The following is a 25,108-nucleotide window of genomic DNA, read 5'->3' as shown; positions in this document are numbered from 1 at the left end:
CTATTCGATGAACGTATCACGCTCTGGAGCGGGGCGTTTCGAGCCTGATTGACGCCCCGTCAGCCGCCTTCGAGGCCCGCCAGCACGATGTCCGGCGCGGCGCCCCAGCGGGCGAATTCGGCGACGAGTTCGGCTTCCGAGGCATCCGCGTGGATGCCGGTGCGCACCAGCGCCGCGACGGCGCCAAAGCGATGAGCGCCCGCGATGTCGTGCTCGACGCTGTCGCCGACGCACAGGATGTCCTGCGGACGCGGCGAGCCGACCAGCGCCGCCGCGGCGGCATAGATCGCCGGATGCGGCTTGCCGATCCAGGTGACCGGCCCGCCGAGCGAGGCATAGAGCGCGGCGATGGCGCCGGCGCCGGGGAACGTCCCGTTCACGCCCAGCGCCAGCCTGTCCGGGTTGGTGCACAGGCACGGCACGCCGCGCGCCGCGGCAGGCCCGAGCTGCCTTTCATACGCGTCCAGGGGCACGCGATCGCCCTGGCTGCCGCCGATGATGACGAGGTCGGCATCCGCCCCGTGCTCGGTGATCGAGAAGCCCGCGGCGTCGGCGAGATCGTGCTCGTCGGAGGAGGAGAGGGTCAGGCAGCGCGTGGCCGGGCCCGGCGCGACCGCGATGTCGCCCCTCTCCAGCATGGCGCGCGCCACGTCGCCCGAGGTGAGGAAGTGATCATAGAGGTCCCGTGCGAAGCCGAGCCTGGCCATGCGCTCCGCATTGGCCTCGCCGGGCTTGCCCGAATTGGAGATGATGACGGTGCGCGTGCCGCGCTGCCGCAGCAGCCGCAGCGCCTCGACGGCGCCGGGATAGGGGCGCCGTCCGTCATGCAGCACGCCATACTGGTCGAGGAAGACGACGCCGAAGGCGGCGGACAGCGGGCCGAACAGAGGGAGGCCGTTCATGTCGCGGAATCTCCGGGCCGGGAAAGCAGAAGCCGTGCCGTGCCGACGCAGGCTTCCTGCGACAGGGCCGGCTCGAAGGGCACGCCGAGCCGGCGTTGCCGCATGCGCGCCCACGCCTCGTTGCCGGCGCCGCCACCGACGCTGCGCACCGAGAGCAGGGCGGGTGCACCGAGCTCGGCGAGGCGGCGATAGGCGAGCGCCTCGATCGCGGCGATGCCTTCGAGCACCGCCTGGAAGAAGAGAGCGTCGTCGGCCGGGCGCGGCGCGAGGCGCGGCTCCAGGCCGGGGTCGTTGACGGGAAACCGCTCGCCCGGCCGGCCCAGCGGATAGAAATCGAGGCCGGTCGGATGCTCGGGCCTGAGCCGGGCCGTCAGGGCGACGAGGTCGGCGCCCGGAAACAGGCTGTCGATCACCCTGCCGCCCGTGTTGGAGGCGCCGCCCACCAGCCAGCGGTCGCCGAGGCGATGGCTGTAGACGCCATAGGCCGGCTCGAACACCGGGGCGTCGGACAGGAGCTTGATCACCAGGGTCGAGCCCAGCGCCGTCACGCCGTCGCCGACCCGGTCGGCGCCGGTCGCCAGGAAGGAGGCGCAGCCGTCGGTCGTGCCGGCATGGACGATGGTGCCCGGCGGCAGCCCCAGCGCCCGTCCCGCTTCGCCGACCGGACCGATCGCGGCGCCGGGCTCGACGACGTACGGGAGCTTGGCCAATACGGCCCCGGTGCGCGCGATCCAGGCCGGCCATTGCCGCGCCACCGGATCATAGCCGGTCTTGAGGGCGTTGTTCTCGTCCGAGCGGTCGAAGCGCCCGCTCAGCCGGCCGGCCACCCAGTCGGCCTGGTGGAGGCAGCGGCGGACGCCGGCGCGATCCTGCATCGCCAGCACCCGGGCGAGGCCGGAGGTTCGCCCTAGGGCAGGGCTGCCGGCCGGCGCCTCGGCGGTGACGCGCGCGAGGACGGCGTCGTCCGTGCAAGGTTCGTCATACATCGAGGCGGGGCCGACGGGCTCGCCGGCTTCGTCGATCGCCACCACGGTGCCGGAGGTGCCGTCGACGGCCAGCGCCCGGAGAGCGGACAGGTCGTGGCCCTCCCTGAGTTCGGCGAGGCAGAGGCGCACCGCCCGCCACCAGGTCTGCGGGGCCTTGGGATCCTCGCCGATGGTGGCGAAGCGCGCCGCCGCCGTGCCGACGAGGTCGCCGCCCTCGGCGAGGAGCGCGGCGCGCACGCCGGAGGTGCCGACATCGATGCCGAGCAGCCGCGGCGTCACGGCGCGGCCTCCTTGGCGCGAGTCTTGGCATCGAGCGTCTGGCGATACTGCTCGGCCTCCCAATGCGTCAGCTCGTAGTCCTGCGCCTTCGACAGGTAGTTGAGGACGGCATCGGCCGGGATGCGCGAGGCGACGTCCCACAGGCAACGCGCCAGGGCGTCGGCGGCCGGGGTGGTCGAGCGGTGCAGGACGACGCCGAGACCGCGCAGCAGCAGCATGGCGGGCGGCCCGTCCTTGGCCTCCTCGCGGCGGATGGCGGCACCGGCGGCGACGTCGTCCGTCTCGACGATGCCGGGCCCGAGGAAGATGACGTGATCGGGATAGAGCGATCCCTGGCGGACATGGCCGAAGCTGACGGGATCGAGCGCGACGCCATGGGCGAAGAGGTCCGCCGGCAGCCGGTAGTCGCTGCCCCGCACTGCGTCCTCGAGCCTGCCGAGGTCGGCGGGCGGCGCGGGCCGCGCCGGCGACGCCAGAGCGAGGCAGACGCGGTCGAGGCGGTCCTCGACCTCGGCCACGCTGGCGCCGGAGACGACGAGGCCGTGATTGCCGAGGACGAGGACGTTGGTCTCCGGCTTCTGGCGCGCGGCGATCGCCGCCGAAAGCGGCACGCCCGGCCGGCAATAGGGCACGAAGGCCCATGCGACGTCCTCCAGCGGCGCGAGCCTTTCGCCGATGCGGGCCTCCCCGTCCTGCCGTGCCGCCAGCGCGAGCGTCTCGACGCAGTGGATATGGGCGACGACGGCGTGCGGGATGACGGCGTGGACGCTGGTCTCGATCGACGGGCGCAGGTTCGAGACATTGGCCGCCTGGTCGACGAAGTCGACGGCCGTCTCCGCACGGGGATCCCCGCCCGCCAGCGCCGCGCGCAGCGGCTCGATCCGCACGGGGACCATGATGTCGCGGTCGAGCGCATGGGCGAGCCAGGTGCCGGACGCCTTGATCCACATGATGCCCTCGCGCTTCAGCGAGGTGTTGCCGCCGGCCGCCTGGGTCTTGGCGGAATCGTCCCCCAGCATCGCCGAGAAGGCACGCAGCGCCCGGAATTCATCGTCACCGGCCATCGATTGCGTCATGTCTGTCGGTCTCCGGTGGATCACTGATGGCACGGGATCGGGATTTGAACGAGGGGCGTTGCCCGCGAGCCAAAGCGTGTTGCGGTGTGAAGGATGGGCGTTCCCTCACCGCCTGCCCGCCATCCAGGCCTCGAAGCCTGCGATCTCGATGTCGGTCATGTGCAGGCCGTGCTTGGTGCGCCGGCTGAGGATGTCCTCCGCCGTCGCCGCCCATTCCCGGTCGATCAGGAAGCGCGCCTCCCGCTCGTAGAGCGTGCCGCCGAAGGCACGGCCGAGATCGGCGAGCGAGGTGGCGCCCTGGAGGAGGTCGTCGCCGCGGGTGCCGTAGCGCCGGGCATAGCCGAGCGCGACGTCGGCCGGCAGGAAGGCGTGGCGCTGCCGGAAGCCGGCCAGAAAGCGGTCGAAATCCGCATCCGGCATGTCGCCGCCGGGGAGAGAGGCGCGCTGCGTCCAGGCCGGCCCCATTTTCGCGAAGAACGGGGCGAGCTTTTCGAGCGCGTGTTCGGCGAGCTTGCGGTAGGTCGTGATCTTGCCGCCGAACACCGAGAGCATCGGTGCCGCTCCGTCCGGCGCGTCGACGTCGAACACATAGTCGCGCGTCACCGCGCTGGGATTGGCGGCCTTGTCGTCATAGAGGGGACGCACCCCGGAGAAGGCGTGCACGACGTCGGCGGGCTTGAGATCGACCTTGAAATAGCGGTTGACCACCCCGAGCAGGTAGTCGACCTCGGCGGGCGCGATCGCCACCTCGCTCGCCGGTCCGTCGAAGGGAATGTCTGTCGTGCCGATCAGGCTCAGATCGCCTTCATAGGGGTTGACGAAGATCACGCGCTTGTCGGTGTTCTGCAGGAGATAGGCCTGCTCGCCCTCCCAGAATTTCCGCATGACGATATGGCTGCCCTTGACGAGGCGCACCCGGTTCTCGGCATTGCTGCCGGTCGAGCGCAGCACGTCCTCGACCCAGGGCCCCGCGGCATTGACGATGACCTTGCCGCGCGCCGTCAGGCGCCCGCCGCCCGCTTCGTCCGCCAGCTCCACGGTCCAGGCGTCGTGCCCGCGCCGGGCGCCGACCAGCGGCGTGCGCGTGCGGACCGTGCCGCCCCGCATCTGCAGGTCCAGCGCGTTGAGCACGACGAGCCGGGCATCGTCGACCCAGCAGTCGGAATATTCGAAGGCCTTGCGATAGGCGGGCCGGATCGGCCGTCCCTCCGGGGCGGTGGCAAGGTCGAGGCTGCGGGTGGGCGGCAATTTCCGGCGGCCGCCGAGATGGTCGTAGAGGAAGAGGCCGAGCCGGATCATCCAGGCCGGGCGCTGCTCCGGGCTGTGCGGCAGCACGAAGCGCATCGGCCAGATGATGTGGGGCGCGGCGGCGAGCAGCACCTCGCGCTCGATCAGCGCCTCGCGCACGAGGCGGAACTCGTAATATTCGAGGTAGCGCAGCCCGCCATGCACGAGCTTGCCGGAGCGGGAGGACGTGCCCTGGGCGAGGTCGTCCTTCTCGCACAGAAGGACCGAGAGGCCGCGCCCGGCCGCGTCGCGGGCGATGCCGGCGCCGTTGATGCCGCCCCCCACGACGATGAGGTCGAATGATCCGAGGTCCTGCATGTCGCCGGCCGTTCCTTTCAGGGTCTGCCTTGTCGTGTCCGCCCGTTCAGCACGGGTTGAGGGGCGGCTCGCCGGCGATGTAGCGGCGGACCTCCTCGGCCGCGGCCTCGGCGGCGAACGTCACCGTCTTCACCGAGGCGCCGGCGATATGGGGCGTCAGCGTGACGTTGTCGAGCTGCAGCAATTCCCAGTCCGGCGGCACCGGCTCGATGCCGAAGGTCTCGATCGCCGCGCCGCGCAGGTGCCGGCTCTTGAGGGCCTCGGTCAGCGCCGCATAGTCGACGAGCGGCCCGCGCGCCGTGTTGACGAAATAGGCGCCCGGCTTCATCGCGGCGAACTGCTCGGCGCCGATGAAGCCGGTCGTCTCGGCGGTGACGCGCGCATGCAGCGTCACCACGTCGGATTCGGCCAGGATCCGTTCGAGCGAGACGTGCTCGACGCCGTCCTTGAGATCGTCGACGGAGAGCTGGACATAGGGATCGCAGACCAGCACCTTGCAGCCGAACGCCTTGAGGATGCGCACCACCTTGGTGCCGACATGGCCGTAGCCGACCACCCCGACCGTCATCTCCGACAATTCCTGCCCGGTGAGGTCGGCGCGGTAGAGATCGCCCCGCCATTCGCCGCGCCGGAGCGATTCATGCCCCCTGGTGATCAGCCGAGTCTCGGCGAGGATGGCGCCGAGGGTGAATTCGGCGACGGCGCTGGCGTTGCGGCCGGGCGTGTTGACGACGAGGACCTTGCGCTCGCGCGCCGCCTTCATGTCGATATTCACCGGGCCGCCGCGGGAGACGGCGATCATCCGCAGATTGGGCAGGCGGTCCATGATGCCGGCGGAGAAGGGGGCGAGCTGCGTGACCGCGATCTCGGCGTCGCCGATCATGGCGACGATCTCCTCCTCCGTGCCCTGATATTCCTTCAGCCCGTCCATGCCGGCCTCGGCATAGCCGTGCTGCATGGGTTCGTCCGGCCACGGCATTTCGTAGGATCGGATTTCCAGGCTGACGCCGCATTTGCCGCGGATCGCTTTTTCGAACATCGACGGCAACATGAAACGGTCGCCGATGATTGCAATGGTCGGTCTCAAGCCTTCGTCTCCTGTCTGATGCGGGCGAGGGTTTCCCAGGCCGGCGGCATCGCCTCGCGGATGGCGACATAGGCCGGAAAGAGCTCGCCATAAAGCCTGTTCAGCGCCGGGTCGGGATCGGTGACCTCGCCGAGCGCCGGCGTCACCCATGCGTCGACGCAGGCGGGAATATCCGCATGCAGGCCGAGCCGGACCGCCGCCATCATCGCCGCGCCGGCGGCGCCGCTCTCCTCGCGGTTGACGGTGCGCACCTGGGCGCCGAGCGTCGAGGCGAGGATCTTGCGCAGCGCCTTCGAGCGCGCCGCGCCGCCGCCCAGGCGCACCTCTTCCGGAATCATGCCGGTGGCGGCGTAGCAGTCGCGCGCCGCGAAGGCGAGGCCTTCATAGACGGCGCGCATCATGCCGGCGAAGGTCGTGCGGGTCGAGAGGCCGGTGAACTGCGCCCTGGCATGGGGGTCGAGGAAGGGGCCGCGCTCGCCGGCCTCGAAAATATAGGGATGGTAGAGGGCCGAGCCCGGCGGCGCGTCCATGACGCGCTTGTCCATGCCGGACAGCAGCGCCGCGCGCGTCGCCTCCACGCCGGCCGCGGCCGCCGCCTCGCGCGCCACGTCGAGGAACCAGTCGATATTGAGCGTCGAGGCCATGTTCGACTGGATGGCCAGCGAGGAGCCTTCGATCGGAAAGCACATCGTGTAGCCGGAATGGGAGTCGTTGAGCGTCACCTCCTCGGGCGTCGCCACATAGCGCATATGCATGCCGGTGGTGCCGACGATGGTGAGGCCGACCTTGCCGGAACGGTCGAACACGCCGCCGCCGAGGCCCGTGCAGACGACGTCGAGATAGGCGAGCACGATCGGCAGCCCCTCCGGCAGGCCGGTGACGGAGGCCGCCGCGGCGCTGAGCCCGTGCGAGACCCGTGTCCCGTCGATGATCGGCGGCAGCAGCCGCTCATAGTCGGCGATGCCCATCTTCTCGAGGATCGAGGGCTCGTAGCGGCGGGTGCGGAAATTGCCGAAGGTGAAACTCGCCTCGGAGGGATCGGTGACGCGCTCGCCGGTCAGCTTGAAATAGAGCCAGTCCTTGCAATGCAGCGTCGTCGTGGCCCGAGCGAGGCGCTCCGGCTGGTGGATCTTCATCCAGGCGATCTGGGCGGAGGCCATGCAGGCATTGAGGCCCGATCCGGTCAGTTCGTAATGGCCGTGATAGTCGCGGCTTCGCAGATAGGGCCCGATCAGCCCGGCCGCGCGCGAATCGAGCCAGAGCAGGCCGCCGCCGACGGGTTCGCCTTCCCGGTCGACCAGCCAGGTGCCGTCGCCCTGGCCGGTGACCGCGACCGCCGCGGCGCGCGCGGCGAGGTTGGGGATGACGTCGTGCAGCTCGCGCAGCGTCGCCGCGCAGTCCGCCCAGGTGCGGGTCATGTCCTGCTCGACCTGGCCGGGGCCGGGTGTGGCGTAGGAATTGGGCCGGGCCGCCATCGCCACCTGCTCGCCGTCGAGCGTGAAGACGACGGACTTGATCACCGAGGTGCCGGCATCGATGCCGATGAGGAGGTCACGAGTCATGGGCCGGCCTGGATGGGGAAACGTGCCTGGAAGGGCGGGTCTGTGCGGTGGTCGCAGGAAAGCGGATGGACGGATGCGGGAAGTCGGCCGCATGTCCACAGGCGCTGGTTTCTACAAAAAATAGCGCGATCTTCCTTCTCCCAAGCGGGAGAAGGTGGCGCGAAGCGCCGGATGAGGGACTGACTCCGGACAATTCGAACTCGACTATCGAGCGCATTTCGTCAAGGTCTAGACCCTCATCCCCCTGCCGGGACCTTCTCCCGGATCGGGAGAAGGCAGCTGATCCGTTTATCCCGGCGCCCATGGGCGGGAGGCCCGCTCTCGCCGATGACGCCCCCATCACGCCGCCTCCGTGCCGTGGCTGAGCGCCGCGCCCGTCTCGGCGTCGAACACATGCAGGCTCTGCACGCCGATCTGGTAGCGCAGCGTCTCGCCGGCCTTCGCCGCCACCGGCGCGTGCGACACCGCGACCATCAGCTTGCCCGCGACGTCCATCGCCAGGTGGCTCTGGTCGCCGAGCCACTGGTTGGAGACGATGCGCGCCTGGTGGTCGCCGGTGCCGAGGCGCACCGAGTGGGGGCGGATGCCGATCACCGCCCGGCCGCGCCGGCCGATGGCGTTGCGGACCGGCTCCGGCACCTCGGCGGCGGCGAAATCCAGCGCGGGCCCGTTGGCGATGGCGAAGCGGACGCGCTCGCCGTTCTCCACCGCGGCATCGAAGACGTTCATCGGCGGCTCGCCGATGAAGGTCGCAACGAAGAGGTTCGCGGGCCGATCCTTGAGTTCCTTCTGGTTGGCGAATTGCTGGAGCACGCCGCCTTCCATCACGGCGATGCGGTCGGCCAGCGCATTGGCTTCGGTCTGGTCATGCGTGACGAAGATCGAGGTCATGCCGCGCTCGACCAGCAGGTTCTTGAGGCGCCCGCGCAGCACGGAGCGCAATTGCGGCTCGAGCTGGCCCATCGGCTCGTCGAGGAGGTAGAGATCGGCCCGCCGGACGAGGGCGCGCGCCAGGCTGGCGCGCTGCTGCTGGCCGCCCGAGATGGAGGAGGGATAGCGATCGAGAATCGCCTCGATCTCGACGAGCCGGGCGATCTCCTCCACCGCCTTGGCGATCTGCGGCGCCGGCGTGTTCGAGCTCTTGAGCGCGAAGGCGATGTTGTCGCGCACCGTGAGCGGCGGATAGAGGGAATAGCCCTCGAACGCCATGGCGACGTTGCGCCGGGCCGGCGCCAATTGCTCGATGCGCCGGCCGGCGAGCGAGATGCCGCCGGTCGAGACCTCCTCGAAGCCCGCGATCATGCGCAGGGTCGAGGTCTTGCCGCAGCCCGAGGACCCGAGCAGGGCGACGATCTCGCCCTTGGCGATCGCCATGCTCAGGGATTTGACCGCATGGACCGGCGCCTTCCTGCGACTGCGGTAGATCTTGTCGACATTGTCGATCACGAGGGCGGTTTCGGCCATGGAGATACTCAGTTCAGATGAGGAGGGATGCGGCGGCCGCTCGCCGCGTCGAACACCAGCACGGCGTTCGGGTCGAAGCGGGCATGCGCCGGGCCGTGCCGCCGCGTGGCCTCCTCGTTGCCGGCCTCGGCGGCCAGCAATTCACGGCCGTCGGTGGTGCGCAGGAGCAGCACGCTCTTCTCGTTGAGCGGGGTGATCGCCACCACCTCGACCGGGAAGCTCTCCGGCGAGGCCGTCTCCTCGACCACGAGGCTTTCCGGCCGGATGCCGATCATGCAGGTCCTGCCGGCGATATGGGCATAATGCGCCGGCAGGCGGAGCGGCCTGCCGCCGATCTCGAAGACGGGCTCCGCCTCCTGCAGGACCGGTGTCGCCGGCACCACGTTCACCGTCGGGTCGCCGAACAGGCGCGCGACGCCGAGCGTCGCCGGTTCGAGATAGACCTCCGCCGGCGTGGCGACCTGGGCGAAGCCTCCGTCCAGCAGCACGGCGATGCGGTCGCCGAGCGCCATCGCCTCCTTGTAGTCCTGGGTGACGTAGAGCACCGTCGATCCCGCCGTCTTGAGCAGGGAAGGCAGCTCGAGGCGCATCTCGTAGCGCAGCTTGGCGTCGACGTTGCGCAGCGGGTCGTCCAGCAGCAGGATGCGCGGATCGGAGACGAGCGCCCGCGCCAGCGCGGTGCGCTGCTTCTGGCCGTTGGAGAGCTCGCGCGGGGCGTGCTGCATCACATGGCCGATCTTCAGCAGGGCGCCGACGCGGTCGACCTTGGCCTTGATCGTGGCCGCCGATTTCTCATGCGCGGTGAGGGCGCTCGCGATGTTGTCATAGGCGGACATGTGCGGGAACAGCGCGAAATTCTGGAACGCCATGCCGACGCCCCGCGTCTCCGGCGCCGCGTCGGTCACGTCGCGGCCCATCAGGCTGATCGAGCCGGCGTCGGGATCCTCGACGCCGGCGATCAGCCGGAGCAGGACGGTCTTGCCCGTGCCGGAGGGGCCGAACACGACGACGATCTCGCCTTCGTCGGCCGACAGCGAGAGGCCCTTCAGCACCTCGCCCGTCTTGAAGCCCTTGTGGAGATTGCGGAGTTCGATCTGAGGCATGGTTCAGCCCTTCACCGCGCCGAGGGAGAGGCCTTCGACGAGGTAGCGTTGCGCCCACAGGGCGATGGCGAGGGTCGGCGTGATCGACAGCACGATGGCGGCGGCGATCTGGCCGTACTGGATGCCGGACGCCGTGACGAAGGCGAGGGAGCCCACCGTCACCGGCTGTTTCTCGGCCGAGGCGAGCACCAGGGCGAAGACGAAATTGTTCCAGCAGAAGATGAAGGCGAGCAGGCCGGCCGCGGCGATGCCGGGCCCGGCCAGCGGCACGGCGATGCGCGCGAAGGTCTTCAGCCAGGAATGGCCGGCGATGCGGTAGGCCGATTCGATGTCGGGCGAGATGTCCTCGAAATAGCCCCGCACGATCCACAGGATCAGCGGCAGGGCGATGAGCTGGTAGACCCAGATCAGGCCGACATAGGTGTCGGTCAGCCCGATCTGCTGGTAGTAGAGCGTCAGCGGCAGCAGGACGAGCAGCGGCGGGGCGAAGCGGAAGGACAGCAGCGTGAAGGCGATGTCCTCGCTCAGCGGGAATTTGTAGCGCGCGAAGGCGTAGGCCGCGGGCACGCCGAGCACGAGCGCGACGGCGACCGACACGCCGGAGAGCAGCACGCTGTTCCACAGGTTGCGCATGAAGGCGATGTCGAGCGTGCCGGCGGTCGAGACCAGCTTGCCGGTGATCAATGCCTGGTAGTTGCTCAGCGTCGGCGTGAAGAACGGGCTCGGCGGAATGCGCAGGATGTCCTCGTTGGTCTGGAAGGACATCAGGAAGATCCACAGGATCGGGAACAGGAAGAAGACCAGGATCAATGTGATCAGGGTGCCCCGCAGGGCCTTTTCCAGCGTCGAGGTGTGTTCCATGGCTTGCTCCTCACGCCAGTCCGCGCGCACGTTCGCGCAGCTTCAGGTGCTGTTTCACGAAGATGTTCGACAGGATGTAGGTGATCGCCCACAGGATCATGAGCAGGGCCGCCGACTTGGCGACGTTGGTGTACTGGTAGAAATCGAGATAGGCGCGCACCTGGAACACCAGCAGCGTGTTGCCGGGGCCGCCCTGCGTCATCGAATAGATGATGTCGAACTGCTGGATGGAATCGAGCAGCCGGAACAGCGCCGCCGTCATCAGATAGGGCGCCAGCATCGGCAGGGTGATGCGGAAGAAGACGAAGCGGCGCGGCACGCCGTCGAGCGCTGCCGCCTCGAAGGGCTGGCGCGGCAGCGAGCGCAGGCCGGCGAGCAGCAGGATCATGATGAAGGGCGTGTAGACCCACACGTCGACGAGCACGACGGTGAAGAGCGCCGAACTCGGATCCGAGGCCCATTTGAAATTGGTGATGCCGAGGAGCTGGAGCAGGTAGGACAGGATGCCGAAGCCCGGATTGGTCATCAGCTTCCACATCAGCGCGGCCAGGGCGGGCGCCGTCATCAGCGGCAGCAGCAGCAGCACGGAGGCGAGGTTGTTGAAGCGGGTCTGGCGCTGCAGCAGCACGGCGATAGCGAGGCCGAGCAGCACTTCGACGCCCACCGTCAGCGCGGTATAGAGCAGGGACACACGAACCGTGTTCCAGAATTCGGGGTCGCTGGCGAAGCCGATATAGTTCTGGAACCAGATGAACCCCTTCATCATCGGCATGTTGAGGCGGTAGCGCAGCAGCGAATAATAGATCGCCGTCACGAAGGGGACGAGGATGCCGATGCAGACGATCAGGGCCGGCAGGCTGAGGAGATAGGGCAGGAGACGCGTCCTGCGCCGGCGCGGCACCGGGACGGTTTCGACGACATCCGCTGTCATGACGGCATACTCACGGGTTCGATGCGAGGGGACGGGGCCGCAGGCCCCGCCTGGATTTCGAAGGCTCCGCCGCCGATGCGGTGCGAGCGGATCAGGAAGTCGCGATGCCCTTCATCCCTGCCTTCTCCCCTCAGGCGGGGAGAAGGAGGGGGCGGCGTCGCGTTTCGACAAGCGGGTCTGCGAGATAAAACCCGGCAGGACTTGTCGCGGCGCCGAGGTCCCCTCTCCCCGCTCTTGTGGGGAGAGGATAAAGGCGAGAGGCTGCGCGACGGCGATCCGTCCCGCAACGCCGACGGTCGTCAGCCGAGACCGGCGTCCGACAATTGCTTGTTGATCGCGGCGGCGAGCTGGTCGAGCCCGTCGTCGACCGGCACTTCCTTGGCGACCATCTTCTGCAGCGTCTCCGCCCACAGCGTGGTGACGTCGAAGAACAGCGGCTGCGGCGTGAAGTAGATCTGCGCGCCGGGCGAGGACGCCTGCAACTGGTCGAAATAGCCGCTGTAGGACTTGTCCAGCTTGGCCTTGAAGTCGGCATTGGAGGCGACCGACTGGCGCACCGGGTTGACGAAGTCCATCTTGGTGGCGCCGAAGGTGTCGTGCTCGGTCGAGGACGCCCATTGCATGAAGTACCAGGCGGCGTCCTTCTGGGTGCCGAAGGCGTTCATGGCCAGCGACCAGATCCACACATTCGGCGTCGGCGCCTTGGCCTCGGGATTGGCGGCGAAGGCATGGAAGCCGAGATTGCCCTGCTCCTTGTTGCCGGCCCCGTTCATGAAATAGCCGAGGATGTCGGCGTCGAAGATGGTCGCCGACGCGCCGGCGCCCAGATCGGTGCCGACCTGGTACCAGGTGTAGGTCGACCAGTTCTTCGGGCCGGAATTCTGGACCATGTCGACGAACAGCTTGTGGTAGGCCTTGGACTGGGGCGTATCCATCGCCGCCTTGAGCTTGCCGTCGGCGCTGACCGTGAGGTCCTTCTGGCCGTAATTGGCATAGCCCGAGAGGAAGCCCGGATGGATCGTCGCCCATGACCGCGAGCCGCGCACGCCGATGCCGTAGGGCCCGCCGAGATCCTTGGTGAGCTTGGCGGCCTTCTCGACGAGGTCGGGCATGTTCTTCGGCGGTTCGACACCCGCCTTTTCGTACATCTTGCGGTTGTAGGTGATCGAATTGAGCTCATAGCCCCACGGGATGCACCATTGCTTGGCGTCCTTGGAGCCGAGCGCCGCGCCGGGCACGCCGTTCCAGGCGGTCGAGGCGCGCAGGCCCGGCAACACGTCTTCCCAATTATAGGTCGGGCTCGTCTTGGCGGGGTCGCTGATATAGGCGTTGAGGTCTTCCACCCAGCCCGCCGGGCCGTAGGTCCAGGTCATGTAGGCGCCGGTCATGAAGGCGTCGTACTGGGTGGACTTGGAGGAGAGCGCCGCCGTCACCTTGTCGAAATACACATCCTCCGGGAAGATGTCGTAGGTGATGTCGATGCCGGTCATCGACTTGAAATTGGCGAGATCGGCGATCATCGCATCGGCATAGGGATGCTTGTTCAGGAGGAGGTGCAGCTTGGTGCCGTTGAACTTCTTCCAGTCGAAGTCCGTGGCGGCGAGCGCCCGGGTGCCCGCGGCGTTGAGCATGAAGTTGGCGGCGGCGGCGGTAATGCCGAGCTTGGCCGCGCCCACCATCAGCTCGCGGCGGCTGATCTTGCCCGCCTTGTACTGGTCGAAAAAGTCGTTTGCCTTCTGGGTCATCGTTTCCATCCTTGGTTTTTGCTGTTGGTTCCTTCGATCCGGGTCTTGCCGCCCGGTTGCTGGCCCGATCGTCAGGCGGTCAAGGTTCGCGCCGTCCTTTCGTCCATGATGATGCCGTGGAGCAGTCCGCTGGCGAGGACGGCCCGGATGGCATCGATTTTCGAACGCCCGCCCGCCAGTGCGACCGTCTTCTGCGTGCCGATGTCGGCGGCCGACATCGAGAGGGTCCGGGCCGACAGGTCGTTCTCGATCAGCTTGCCCGAGAGGCTGAAGATATGGCCGAGCACCTCGGCGACGCCGCCGGCGCGCCGGGCCGCCTCGACGTCCTCCCGCTCGATCATGCCGGTGGAGACGGTCGAGGCGTCGGCCTCCATCGTGCCGATGCCGACCATGCGCAGCGTCGCGGAAATGCCGAGCTGCATCACTTCGAGCACGCCGCGCTGGGCCATGAACACCGCCCTGTCCTCGACCGAATTGGCATAGAAGGGCAAGGGCAGCACATAGGTCTCCGCCCCGGTGCGCCCGGCCAGCCGGTGGATCACGTCGAAGGGGGTGGTGGCGTTGCGCCGCGTCAGCCCGCCGAGCAGGGAAACCAGCTTCACGCCGTTCGCGCTCATCGTCGGCAGCATGGAAACGCAGGCGGCGAGCGTGCGGCCATGGCCGAAGCCGATCACCTTGTCCTCGCCGCTCTCGAGCGCGCGGCGCAGGAAGCGGCTGCCCGCCATGCCGAGGGTGCGCAGCGGCAGAGGCTCGTCGTCGAGATCGGGGCAGACTTCGCAGAATTCGATGCCGTAACGGCGGCGGACCGCCTCCTCGAGCCGGAGGCATTCGGAAATATCGCCGTCGATGGAGAACTGCACCAGGCCGTCGCGGTTGGCGCGGGCGATGAGCCGATGCGCCTTCAGGCTGGGAATGCCGAGGCGCCGGGCGACTTCGCCCTGGGTGAGGCCGCCGCCGTAATGCAGCCAGGCCGCGCGAATGCAGAGATCGAAATCCTCGCTATTCGGATATTTGCGGGCTTCGCTGAGCATTCCCTGAGCCTGATAATTTTTTCTTGTCTTGAAGTTTGTTTCATCACCATGGCATTCTGTCAAGGCTGATCGAACCCGGCGATGCAGGCGGCGGCCTGGCTTCGGCAGGGTTCGATCCAGCAAGGGAAAGAGAGAGGCGGGCCGCATGCCCATGGGCGCCGAGGCAAGGGACGGACGCGAATTTTGTCGTGCCCGGGGCTTGTCCCGGGCCTCCGGCCCGGCTCAGAAGAGGTCAGGCGGCTGAGGTGCGACGAGATGCGAATCTCGCCGGCCAGGACCGCCTGATCCAGCGTCTGCGGGCCGGAAGCCTGCCGCCCCAAGAAACGTCCCGGATGGAAACCCCGATGTCCTTTCGCCTGTCGCTGAACACCAATCCGCTGGTCAACCGCTTTGCCGCGCCGGACGAGCTGATCCGCACCGTCGCCGGTGAGATCGGCATCGGCCATATCCAGCTCGTGCATGAATTCATCAATCCGGCCTGGCCCGCCGCCACGGTCCGCCGGCTCACGGACGCGATGGCGGCGGCCTGCGCCGCGGAGGGGGTGAGGATCACCTCCCTGATGACGGGCCCCTATGGCCGGCTCAACCATTTCGGCCATCCCGACGCCGAGGTCCGCGCCTATTATGTGGGCTGGTTCGAGCGGATGGCGGATATCGCGGCGGACCTCGGCTGTCCGGCCATCGGCACGCAATACGCCATCCTGACCTACGCCGACTATGACGACCCGGTCCTGCGCCGGACGCGGCTCGGACAGGCGCTGGAGTGCTGGCGCGCCGTGGCCGAACATGCCGCCGGGCGCGGCCTCGCTTATCTGTTCTGGGAGCCGATGTCGGTCGGCCGCGAGCTCGGCCACACCATCGCCGCCTGCGCGCAGCTGCAGGATTTCCTCGACGCCGCCGACCTGCCGGTGCCGCTCAAGGCCATGGTCGACATCGATCACGGCGACGTCTCCTCGCCCGATCCCGCCGACACCGATCCCTATGCCTGGGCCGCGGCCTTCGCCACGCGCTCGCCCATCATCCACATCAAGCAGAGTTCCGCCAACAAGGGCGGCCACTGGCCGTTCACCGCCGCGCACAACCAGGACGGGCGCATCGTCCCCGACCGGCTGATCGCGACGATCCGGGAGGCCGGCGGCGTCGACAATGAATTATGCATGGAGTTCGCCTTCCGCGAACGCGAGCCGGCCGACCGCAATGTGATTCCGATGATCCGGGAATCGGTTGCCTTCTGGAAGCCTTACGTCGATATCGGGCGGCCGGAAGCGGAGAAGACGGAGCGTTGACATGGCAGTGAAGAGACCCTGGATCGGCACGAGCTGGAAGATGAACAAGACGCGGGCCGAGGCCGAAGCCTTCGCCCGGGCGCTGGCGGCCTCCAAGGTGGCATCGACGCGGAAGGTGCTTCCCTTCGTCATTCCGCCCTTCACCGCGATCGCCGGCGTCGCCGAGATCCTTTCCGGCACCGCGGTGCGCGTCGGGGCGCAGAACATGCATTGGGCCGAAGCGGGCGCGTGGACCGGCGAGATCTCCGCGCCGATGATCAAGGATGCCGGCGCCACCATGGTCGAGCTCGGCCACAGCGAGCGGCGCATCCATTTCGGCGAGACCGACGAGACGGTGGCCCTGAAGGTCAAGGCCGCTCTCGCCCACGGCCTGCTCGCGCTCGTCTGCGTCGGCGATACGCGGGCTGAATTTGAGGCGGGCGCGACGGCGAGTGCGCTGGCCCGGCAGGTCGAGGCCGTCTTCTCGGTGACCGAGCCCAGCCAATTGTCCCGCGTCGTCATCGCCTATGAGCCGGTCTGGTCGATCGGCGAGGGCGGCGTGCCGGCCGATCCGGACTTCGCCGACGAGCAGCATGCCCTGATCAAGAAGCAGGCGGTGGCGCGCTACGGCATGCCGATCGACGTCGTCTATGGCGGCAGCGTCAATCCCGCCAATTGCCGCGAGCTTGCCGCGCGCCCGAGCATAGACGGCCTGTTCATCGGCCGCTCCGCCTGGGACGTGCAAGGCTATGTCGGCATCGTCGAAAGCGTCTGCGAGAGTCTCCCTGGCGCCTGAGCGCCCGGCGTATTTTCGGGAACGGCCAGCCGTTCTCGACGGCGCGAATGCGCCGAATGCGGAACCGGAGAAAATTGCGATTCGATGACATCGCAATTTTCCCGGAGTTTCCCCAAGGTCGCAACGCCTCCCATGCGCGACGACATAAGAATTCGCACGTAAAGATTGTATTTGTGGTCTGTGCCGATGTGTTTCGGGGCCGCGTTTCGGTTTTATGACGCGGTTTGTACAGAAGATTCCGGCATAGCGTGGCGGCGGTCGTGCCCTTGTCATCGAACGCTGGTCTAGCTCCTCGCCTCGCTAGAGGAAATACATCATGCAGTCTTTCAAATATGCCCTTTTCGCCATAATGGCATCGACGACGTCTGTCTTCGCCGCGGATTTGCCGCAAAGAGCCGAACCCGTTGCTCCGGCTGCCGCCGTCCCCTTCTCCTGGACGGGCTTCTATGTCGGTGCGCAGGGCGGCTATCAGTGGACCGACGCCTCCGGCCCGCTCGGCAGCCGTCCGGATTTCTCCCAGGGCATGCCCTATAGCAACCATCCCGAAAGCGGCTTCATCGGCGGCCATGTCGGCTACAACTACCAGTACGACTCGTTCGTCGTCGGCATCGAAGGCGATGCCAACGCCGCCTTCGACGACAAGGATACGGATCTGGTGCAAAGCCCCGTGCTGGGCCAGCCGCCCTTCCGCATCCGCACCAAGCAGGACTGGAACGCCGATATCCGCCTGCGCCTCGGCTATGCCATCGACCGCTTCCTGCCCTATATCGCGGGCGGCGTCGCCTTCGGAGACGTCAAGACGAGCTACGAGCCGACCAGCCCGCTCCTCTTCGGCGTCCAGAACAACACCAACCGGACCGGCTGGACGATCGGCGCGGGCCTCGAATACGCCGTCACCGACAACATCACCGCCCGGATCGAATATCGCTACACCGATTTCGGCAAGAAGAACTTCTCCTATCCGAGCCTGTCCTATTACGACAAGGTGAAGTTCACGACGAACGCCGTGCTCTTCGGCGTGAGCTACAAGTTCTGACCGGAACGATTGCCGGCGGCTCAGACGGCCTTCACGTCGCGTGCCTGGCCGCCGGTGATGCCGATGAGATCGGCCGCCGTCGTGCGGAAGGCGTGCATCGGCGAGCCGGCGGCGGCCCAGAGCGGGTCGAGGCCGAGAAGGTCCTCGTCGACGAGGACGAGAGGCGCGGTCCGGTGCCCGACGGGCGCCACCCCGCCGACGGAAAAGCCGGTGACGGCCGCGACCCAGGCCGGGTCGGCCCGCTCGACCTTGCGGCCGAGCGCGGCGCCGACCTTGGCGCGGTCGATGCGGTTCGCGCCGGACGCGATGACCAGCACCGGCGTATCGCCGGCGCGGAACACGATCGACTTGGCGATCTGCGCCACGCTGCAGCCGACCGAGGCCGCGGCCTCCTGCGCCGTATGGGTGCCTTCGGCGAAGGCCGCGATGGTATCGGCATGGCCCGCCGCGAGCAGGGCCCGCCTCACCCGTTCGATCGCTTCCTGCATCGATTGTCCGCCTCCCGGATCACGGCGCGCAGGATAGGGGCGCGCCGGCGCGATGCCAACCGCGATCGTCTTGCGACCAAGTGGCTGTCACCAAGGGGCTGGACGGCGCGCCGATCCGGGACTAGGCTCCGTTCCGTTCCGAGGGGTGTCCTGCGCGAGCGGGGCTGAGATGGCCGAGAGCCGAACCCTTCGAACCTGATCCGGGTCATGCCGGCGAAGGGACGGGAACCATTGTGTTTCGCTGCGATGCGAAGCCTCCCAGACAATCGTCGCCCCGGATCTCCATGTCTCGTTTCGAGGAGGAGATCCAGTGAATATCCATCCCAAGGACAAGCTCGCCGCGCCGCAGAGCGTGACCACCGGCCCGATCGCCGGCTCGCGCAAGGTCTATGCCGCGCCCGCGTCGCATCCCGCCATGCGGGTGCCTTTCCGCGAGATCGCGCTGAGCGATCCCGCCGAGGCGCCGGTGCGCGTCTACGATGCCTCCGGCCCCTATACGCAGGCCGACATCCGCATCGACCTCAAGCAGGGCCTGCCGCTGGTGCGCGAGGCCTGGATCGCCGGCCGCGGCTTCGCGCCCGTCGAGGGCCGGGCCGTGAAGCCGGAGGACAATGGCAACGTCTCCGCCGACGCGCTGGTCGAGCCCTGCCCGGCTACGCGGGTGCTGCGTCAGGGCCGCGACGGCCAGTTCGTCACCCAATATGAGTTCGCCCGCGCCGGCATCGTCACCGAGGAGATGGTCTACGCCGCCTTCCGCGAGAATCTGGCGCGCGAGACGGCCCTCGGCGGCGCGGCGGAGCGCATGGCCGACGGCGACAGCTTCGGCGCCGCCATCCCCGATTTCGTGACGCCGGAGTTCGTCCGCGACGAGATCGCCCGGGGACGGGCCATCCTGCCGGCCAACATCAACCATCCTGAAGTCGAGCCGATGGTGATCGGCCGCAATTTCCTGGTCAAGGTCAACGCCAATATCGGCAATTCGGCGGTGACCTCGGGGGCGGCCGAGGAGGTCGAGAAGCTGGTGTGGGCAACGCGCTGGGGCGCCGACACGGTGATGGACCTCTCCACCGGCCGCAACATCCACAATATCCGCTCCTGGATCCTGCGCAATTCGCCGGTGCCGATCGGCACCGTGCCGATCTACCAGGCGCTGGAGAAGGTCGATGGCGACCCGCTCAAGCTCGACTGGGCGGTGTTCAAGGACACGCTGGTCGAGCAGGCCGAGCAGGGCGTCGACTATTTCACCATCCATGCCGGCGTCCGGCTCGCCCATGTGCCGCTGACGGCGCAGCGCGTCACCGGCATCGTCTCGCGCGGCGGCTCGATCATGGCGCGCTGGTGCCTCGCCGGTCATCGCGAGAGCTTCCTCTACGAGCATTTCGACGAGATCTGCGACATCATGCGCCGCTATGACGTCTCCTTCTCGCTGGGCGACGGCCTCCGGCCGGGCTCGATCGCCGACGCCAACGACGCCGCGCAGTTCGCCGAACTCGACACCCTCGGCGAGCTCACGAAGATCGCCTGGGACAAGGGCTGCCAGGTGATGATCGAGGGCCCCGGCCATGTGCCGATGCACAAGATCAAGCAGAACATGGACAAGCAGCTCGCCGTCTGCGGCGAGGCGCCGTTCTACACGCTCGGACCGCTGACCACCGACATCGCGCCGGGCTACGACCACATCACCTCCGGCATCGGCGCGGCGATGATCGGCTGGTTCGGCACGGCGATGCTCTGCTACGTCACGCCGAAGGAGCATCTCGGCCTGCCCGATCGCGACGACGTCAAGACCGGCGTCATCACCTATCGCATCGCCGCCCATGCCGCCGATCTCGCCAAGGGCCATCCCGCCGCGAAGATCCGCGACGACGCGGTGTCGCGGGCGCGCTTCGACTTCCGCTGGCAGGACCAGTTCAACCTCTCGCTCGATCCCGATACGGCGCGGGCCTATCACGACGAGACGCTGCCGAAGGACGCCCACAAGGTCGCGCATTTCTGCTCGATGTGCGGGCCGAAATTCTGCTCGATGAAGATCACGCAGGACCTCCGGCAGGAGGTGCGGGCCATGGAGGCCGAGGCCTCCGCGCAGGCGGGGATGGCGGCGAAATCGCGCGAATTCCTGGCCGGGGGCGGCGCCCTCTACGTGCCCGCGGAATAGGGCCGTGCGCGTCGTCGTGATCGGGGCCGGGGTCGCGGGCCTCGTCGCCGCGCTCGAATGCGCCGAGCGCGGGGCCGAGGTCGAGATCCTCGAACGCAGCCCGGCCTTGGGCGGGGCGGCGGCTTCCTGGCTCGCCGGCGGCATGCTCGCACCCTGGTGCGAGCGGGAGAGCGCCGAGCCCGCGGTGCTGGAGCGCGGGCAGGCCGCCCTCGACTGGTGGCCGCGCCATGTGCCGCAGACCGTCCGGCGCGGCACGCTGGTGGTGGCGCCGCATCGCGACGAGGGCGAGCTCGCCCGCTTCGCGCGGCGTACCCTCGACCATGAGCGGGTGGACGAGGCGGCCATCGCCGCGCTCGAGCCCGACCTCGCCGGCCGCTTCCGCCAGGGCCTGTTCTTCGCCCGCGAGGCGCATCTCGACCCGCGCCTCGCGCTCGCCGTCCTGGTGGAGGCGCTGGCGCGGCGCGGGGCCGCCATCCGCTATGGCGTCGAGGCCGACCCCCAGGCGGCGGTTGCCGACGCGGTGCTCGACTGCCGGGGCTTCGCGGCCCGCCGGGACCTGGCGGATCTTCGCGGCGTGCGGGGCGAGATGGTGGTGGTGCGGACCGCCGACATCGCTCTGTCGCGTCCGGTCCGTTTCCTCCATCCGCGCATGCCGCTCTATGTGGTGCCGCGCGAGGGCGGGCTGTTCATGATCGGCGCGACCATGATCGAGAGCGACCGGCAGGGGCCGCCGACGGTGCGTTCCATCCTCGAACTGCTCAACGGCGCCTTCGCCCTGCATCCGGCCTTCGGCGAGGCGGAGGTCGTCGAGACCGGCGCGGGCATCCGCCCCGCCTTCCCGGACAACCTGCCGCGCCTCACGCGCCAAGGCCGTGTCCTCGCCCTCAACGGGCTGTTCCGCCACGGCTTCCTTTTGTCGCCCGCGCTGGCGCGCGAGGCGGCCGATCTCATCCTCCCGGACCCGGAGGTCAGCCATGACCCTGATCATCAACGGCGAAGCGCGTGACGTCGCCGCGCCTTCACTCGCCGCGCTCCTCGAAGCGCTCGAGCTCGATGCCGCCGTGGTCGCCACCGCGGTGAACGGCCGCTTCGTGCGGCGCGCCGACAGGATGGTGACGCTTCTCGCCGAGGGCGACGCGATCGAAATCCTCGCGCCGATGCAGGGAGGATGAGGATGCGGCGGGCGATTTTCCCGGGTGCGCGGACGTCCCGTCCGCTTCTGCCCCGGCACATGCGAAAGTTGGCAATGAAGAGCGGACGAGACGTCCCCGCACCCGGGAAGGCCACATGCCCGGAGATCGTGCCATGATCGACCCTCTCGACTTCTACGGCACCCGCCTGTCCTCGCGCCTGCTGCTCGGCACGGCGCAATATCCTTCGCCTGCCATCCTCGCCGAGGCGGTGCGCGGCTCGGGCGCCGGCATCGTCACCGTGTCGCTGCGCCGCGAATCGGGCGCGCTGCGCAGCGGCCAGGACTTCTGGCAGTTCATCCGCGGGCTCGGCGCCCGCATCCTGCCCAACACCGCCGGGTGCCATTCGGTCAAGGAGGCGGTGACGACGGCGCAGATGGCCCGTGAGGTCTTCGGGATCGGCTGGATCAAGCTCGAAGTGATCGGTGAGGCGGACACGCTGCAGCCCGACGTGTTCGGCCTGGTCGAGGCCGCCCGCATCCTCTCGGCCGACGGCTTCGAGGTGTTTCCCTACACCACCGAGGATCTCGTGGTGGCGGAGCGCCTGGTCGAGGCCGGCTGCCGCGTGCTGATGCCCTGGGGCGCGCCGATCGGCAGCGGGCGCGGCCTCAACAACGTCTTCGGCCTCAGGGCGATGCGCGCGCATTTTCCCGGCATTCCGCTCGTCGTCGATGCCGGCATCGGCACGCCGTCCCAGGCCGCGGCGGCGATGGAACTCGGCTACGATGCCGTCCTGCTCAACACCGCCGTCGCCAAGGCGGGCGATCCCGCCTTGATGGCACGCGCCTTCGCCATGGCGATCGAAGCGGGGCGCCTGGCCTTCCGCGCCGATCCGATGGAGCCGCGCGACATGGCGGTGCCCTCCACACCCGTGCTCGGAAAGGCGCTGCTGGCATGATCCTCCGTCTCGATCCCTTCTATCCGGTCGTCGACAGCGCCGGCTGGGTCGCACGCCTCGTCGAGGCGGGCACCCGCCTGGTCCAGTTGCGCGTCAAGGACCGGCCGCCCGGCGACACCCTGGCCGAGATCCGCCGGGCGCTCGCGCTCTGCCATGCCGCTGGGGCGCAACTCGTCGTCAACGATCATTGGCAGGCGGCGATCGAGGCCGGCGCCGATTTCGTGCATCTGGGGCAGGGCGATCTCGATACGGCGGATCTCCCGGCGATCCGCAGGGCGGGGCTGCGCCTCGGCGTCAGCACCCATGACCATGCCGAGCTGGAGCGGGGCCTGTCGGCCGATCCCGATTACGTCGCCCTCGGCCCGATCTATCCCACCACGCTGAAGGTGATGCCCTTTGCGCCGCAGGGGCTCGGCCGCATCGGCGAATGGAAGCGCCTGATCGGCGACCGCCCGCTCGTCGCCATCGGCGGCATCACGCTCGAGCGTGCCCCGCTCTGCTTCGAAGCGGGCGCCGACTGCCTCGCTCTGGTCAGCGACGTCACCGGCCACGCCGACCCGGCATCGCGCATCCGCGCCTGGATCGCCGCCACCCGCGGGCGGTCGGCGTGAGCCCGCGGGCCGGCCGGGGACGGCGATGACGGCGGTCGCCCTCACCATCGCGGGGTCGGATTCGGGCGGCGGCGCCGGCATCCAGGCCGATCTCAAGACCTTTGCCGCGCTGGGCGTCTACGGCACCAGCGCGATAACGGCGGTCACGGCGCAGAACACCATGGGCGTGCGCGCCGTGCATCTCGTTCCGCCCGGGATGGTGGCGGCCCAGATCGCGGCGGTGCTCGACGATTTCGACGTGCGCGCCGTCAAGATCGGGCTGGTGCCGGCTGCCGCCCATGTCGCCGAGATCGCCGACGGCCTGGCGCGCCGTTCCGTCCCGGTCGTGCTCGATCCGGTGATGATCGCCTCGTCGGGCCACCGGCTGATGGACGCCGACGCCGTCCGGGCCCTGCGGGAGCGCCTGCTGCCGCGGGTCGCCTGCCTGACGCCGAACCTGCCGGAAGCCGCCGCCCTCACGGGGCGGGACCTCGCCGCCGGCGAGGCCGAGATGGAGGCGCAGGGGCGGGCGCTGCTCGCCTTCGGCCCGCAGGCGGTCCTCGTCAAGGGCGGCCATGCGGGTCTCGGCGAGGCGGTGGACCTGCTGGTCTCCGCGCAGGGCGTCATCCGCTTCGCCGGCGCCTGGATCGACAGCCCCAACCTCCACGGCACGGGCTGCACGCTGTCCTCCGCCATCGCCGCGGGCCTGGCGCGCGGTCTTCTCCTCGAGGAGGCCGTCGAACGCGCCAAGGCCTATCTCACCGCCGCCATCGCGGCCGGGGCCGGGCGCCGGCTCGGACGCGGCTCGGGACCCCTGGACCACTGGCCGGACCGGGCCCGGCAGGGATAAGGGAGCAGCCCTGCGTGGGACGCAGGGCTGCTGCGACGAGGCTTTGCCGGCCTGCAAATGCCCGCTCCGGCGGCAAATATGGCATTCCTGCGGCGCACGCTTCCCGGCGAAGGCCTGCCTGGTGGCAGGCAAGGCAGTATCGCCAAGCTGAACCGCAGCCTGATCTGGATCGGGGTACCGCCGAGGGGGACGTGACGTGGAAGAAATCGAGCCAAGATGTTGCGCCGCGCCCAATCTCGTGTTGTTGAAGTGAGGAAATTAACGTATTATTTTATAATAAAACTTGTACAAGAAGTATATATAAAGATATTTCTCGAATAAAATATGTAAAGTGACAATTTGACTCGGGATGACCGGTCTTAATTTTGCCTTTGAATCTACGCGGTCCGGCCAAGACGCTCGACGGGCATGTGGCGCAAACGCTACAGACTTGGACGGCGATTTCTGTTTTATAGTGAGCTACTGTATCTCGTCGTTTTGGAGTTCGTTTTATGAAAATGCGTTTGGCCCTTGCAGCCTTGCTGCTCACCTCGACCTCGGCTTTTGCGGCTGATCTCGCCCCTCAGTCGGTCGAGCCGGCGGCTCCGATGCCCGTCGCACCCGTCTTCAGCTGGACCGGCTTCTACGCCGGTGTTCACGCCGGCGCCGTGTTCGGCGATGCCAAGGCCAGCGATCCGGCTCTTGGCGCCCGGGCGAAGTTCAACAGCACCGGCTTCATCGGCGGCGCCCATGCCGGCTACAATGAGGAATTCGACAACAATGTCGTGATCGGCCTCGAAGGCGACATCGACTACACCAGCCTGTCGAAGACGACCACGGAGACCGTCGACAGCGTGTCGGGCTCGGCCAAGTTCAAGAGCGACTGGCAGGGTTCGGTCCGTGCCCGCGCCGGCTATGCCTTCGACCGCATCCTGCCCTACGTCACCGGCGGCGTCGCCTTCGGCGATGAGAAGCTCAGCGTCGATATTCCCGGCATCGGTTCCGATTCGTCGAGCAAGACCCGTGTCGGCTGGACGGCCGGCGGCGGCGTCGAATACGCCATCGACCAGAACTGGATCGTGCGCGGCGAAGTCCGTTACACCGACTTCGGCAAGCAGAACGTCAACATCCTCGGCGACCGGGTGAAGACCCGCTTCAACGAGACCACGACCGAGCTGGGCGTCAGCTACAAGTTCTGATCCGGCGAAACGCCGCTCTCTCCTCCCGGA

23 protein-coding genes and 1 riboswitch are annotated in these 25,108 nt (G+C 68.3%); of the genes, 10 read left to right on the top strand and 13 right to left on the bottom strand.

Going from position 1 to position 25,108, the window contains the following annotated elements:
• Positions 1-59: 59 nt before the first annotated feature.
• From J3R73_RS27250 to J3R73_RS27195, 12 genes are all read right to left on the bottom strand, one after another.
• Positions 60-902 carry a TIGR01459 family HAD-type hydrolase gene (locus J3R73_RS27250; RefSeq protein ID WP_307434732.1) on the bottom strand — a complete coding sequence of 281 codons (843 nt, stop codon included), beginning with the start codon at positions 900-902 and terminating at the stop codon, positions 60-62.
• Positions 899-2,167: an FGGY-family carbohydrate kinase gene (locus J3R73_RS27245; RefSeq protein ID WP_307434729.1), complete on the bottom strand. Its 1,269-nt coding sequence runs from the start codon at positions 2,165-2,167 to the stop codon at positions 899-901. The genes J3R73_RS27250 and J3R73_RS27245 overlap by 4 nt, the downstream gene beginning before the upstream one ends.
• Complete coding sequence (locus J3R73_RS27240; protein ID WP_307434726.1) at positions 2,164-3,243, bottom strand: class II aldolase/adducin family protein; 1,080 nt, start codon at positions 3,241-3,243, stop codon at positions 2,164-2,166. The genes J3R73_RS27245 and J3R73_RS27240 overlap by 4 nt, the downstream gene beginning before the upstream one ends.
• Before the next feature lie 105 nt (positions 3,244-3,348).
• A complete protein-coding gene (locus J3R73_RS27235) occupies positions 3,349-4,848 on the bottom strand; it encodes a glycerol-3-phosphate dehydrogenase (protein WP_307434723.1) in 1,500 nt (499 codons plus the stop codon).
• 46 nt (positions 4,849-4,894) lie between these two features.
• On the bottom strand, positions 4,895-5,935 hold the full coding sequence (locus tag J3R73_RS27230; RefSeq protein WP_307434719.1) for a 2-hydroxyacid dehydrogenase: 1,041 nt from the start codon (positions 5,933-5,935) through the stop codon (positions 4,895-4,897).
• Complete coding sequence (locus tag J3R73_RS27225) at positions 5,932-7,497, bottom strand: FGGY-family carbohydrate kinase (protein ID WP_307434716.1); 1,566 nt, start codon at positions 7,495-7,497, stop codon at positions 5,932-5,934. Before J3R73_RS27225 ends, J3R73_RS27230 begins: the two co-directional genes overlap by 4 nt.
• A gap of 339 nt (positions 7,498-7,836) precedes the next feature.
• On the bottom strand, positions 7,837-8,961 hold the full coding sequence (locus tag J3R73_RS27220) for an ABC transporter ATP-binding protein (protein WP_307434713.1): 1,125 nt from the start codon (positions 8,959-8,961) through the stop codon (positions 7,837-7,839).
• An 8-nt stretch (positions 8,962-8,969) separates the two neighbouring features.
• Entirely contained in the window at positions 8,970-10,064 is a 1,095-nt protein-coding gene (locus J3R73_RS27215; protein WP_307434710.1) for an ABC transporter ATP-binding protein, read from the bottom strand.
• Positions 10,065-10,067: 3 nt separating this feature from the next.
• On the bottom strand, positions 10,068-10,925 hold the full coding sequence (locus J3R73_RS27210; protein WP_307434706.1) for a carbohydrate ABC transporter permease: 858 nt from the start codon (positions 10,923-10,925) through the stop codon (positions 10,068-10,070).
• Positions 10,926-10,935: 10 nt separating this feature from the next.
• Entirely contained in the window at positions 10,936-11,856 is a 921-nt protein-coding gene (locus J3R73_RS27205; RefSeq protein ID WP_307434703.1) for a carbohydrate ABC transporter permease, read from the bottom strand.
• Between the two features lie 299 nt (positions 11,857-12,155).
• Entirely contained in the window at positions 12,156-13,601 is a 1,446-nt protein-coding gene (locus tag J3R73_RS27200) for an ABC transporter substrate-binding protein (RefSeq protein WP_307434700.1), read from the bottom strand.
• Between the two features lie 71 nt (positions 13,602-13,672).
• Positions 13,673-14,632, bottom strand: coding sequence for a sugar-binding transcriptional regulator (locus J3R73_RS27195; RefSeq protein ID WP_307434696.1), 960 nt, complete (start codon positions 14,630-14,632; stop codon positions 13,673-13,675).
• Positions 14,633-14,976: 344 nt separating this feature from the next.
• On the opposite strand from J3R73_RS27195, the gene J3R73_RS27190 reads away from it, so the two are divergent.
• The 3 genes from J3R73_RS27190 to J3R73_RS27180 all read left to right on the top strand — a co-directional run bounded on the left by J3R73_RS27190 (position 14,977) and on the right by J3R73_RS27180 (position 17,729).
• A complete protein-coding gene (locus tag J3R73_RS27190) occupies positions 14,977-15,918 on the top strand; it encodes a sugar phosphate isomerase/epimerase family protein (protein ID WP_307434694.1) in 942 nt (313 codons plus the stop codon).
• Positions 15,919-15,925: 7 nt separating this feature from the next.
• Positions 15,926-16,693 (top strand): triose-phosphate isomerase, encoded by a 768-nt coding sequence (locus J3R73_RS27185; protein ID WP_370880114.1) that lies wholly within the window; start codon positions 15,926-15,928, stop codon positions 16,691-16,693.
• Between the two features lie 316 nt (positions 16,694-17,009).
• The gene (locus J3R73_RS27180) at positions 17,010-17,729 is read left to right on the top strand and encodes an outer membrane protein (RefSeq protein WP_307434689.1); all 720 of its coding nucleotides are present in this window, start codon (positions 17,010-17,012) and stop codon (positions 17,727-17,729) included.
• A gap of 20 nt (positions 17,730-17,749) precedes the next feature.
• Here the strand turns inward: J3R73_RS27180 and J3R73_RS27175 are convergent, their stop codons facing one another.
• On the bottom strand, positions 17,750-18,217 hold the full coding sequence (locus tag J3R73_RS27175) for a YbaK/EbsC family protein (RefSeq protein ID WP_307434687.1): 468 nt from the start codon (positions 18,215-18,217) through the stop codon (positions 17,750-17,752).
• Positions 18,218-18,348: 131 nt separating this feature from the next.
• A riboswitch (TPP riboswitch) is annotated at positions 18,349-18,456 on the top strand.
• Between the two features lie 71 nt (positions 18,457-18,527).
• On the opposite strand from J3R73_RS27175, the gene thiC reads away from it, so the two are divergent.
• From thiC to J3R73_RS27140, 7 genes are all read left to right on the top strand, one after another.
• Complete coding sequence (gene thiC, locus J3R73_RS27170; RefSeq protein WP_307434682.1) at positions 18,528-20,372, top strand: phosphomethylpyrimidine synthase ThiC; 1,845 nt, start codon at positions 18,528-18,530, stop codon at positions 20,370-20,372.
• A 4-nt stretch (positions 20,373-20,376) separates the two neighbouring features.
• Positions 20,377-21,378, top strand: coding sequence for a glycine oxidase ThiO (thiO, locus tag J3R73_RS27165; protein ID WP_307434680.1), 1,002 nt, complete (start codon positions 20,377-20,379; stop codon positions 21,376-21,378).
• Entirely contained in the window at positions 21,347-21,544 is a 198-nt protein-coding gene (gene thiS, locus J3R73_RS27160; RefSeq protein ID WP_307434677.1) for a sulfur carrier protein ThiS, read from the top strand. Before thiO ends, thiS begins: the two co-directional genes overlap by 32 nt.
• 133 nt (positions 21,545-21,677) lie before the next feature.
• A complete protein-coding gene (locus J3R73_RS27155; protein WP_307434674.1) occupies positions 21,678-22,460 on the top strand; it encodes a thiazole synthase in 783 nt (260 codons plus the stop codon).
• The gene (locus J3R73_RS27150; protein WP_307434671.1) at positions 22,457-23,071 is read left to right on the top strand and encodes a thiamine phosphate synthase; all 615 of its coding nucleotides are present in this window, start codon (positions 22,457-22,459) and stop codon (positions 23,069-23,071) included. Before J3R73_RS27155 ends, J3R73_RS27150 begins: the two co-directional genes overlap by 4 nt.
• 25 nt (positions 23,072-23,096) lie before the next feature.
• The gene (thiD, locus tag J3R73_RS27145; protein WP_307434668.1) at positions 23,097-23,900 is read left to right on the top strand and encodes a bifunctional hydroxymethylpyrimidine kinase/phosphomethylpyrimidine kinase; all 804 of its coding nucleotides are present in this window, start codon (positions 23,097-23,099) and stop codon (positions 23,898-23,900) included.
• Positions 23,901-24,391: 491 nt separating this feature from the next.
• Positions 24,392-25,078, top strand: coding sequence for an outer membrane protein (locus tag J3R73_RS27140; RefSeq protein ID WP_307434665.1), 687 nt, complete (start codon positions 24,392-24,394; stop codon positions 25,076-25,078).
• Positions 25,079-25,108: the final 30 nt, after the last annotated feature.

Source organism: Labrys monachus (genome assembly GCF_030814655.1).
Classification (GTDB): Bacteria; Pseudomonadota; Alphaproteobacteria; order Rhizobiales; family Labraceae; genus Labrys; species Labrys monacha.
Note: the sequence above shows the minus strand (reverse complement) of the source record. Positions and strands in the feature narration are given on the sequence as shown.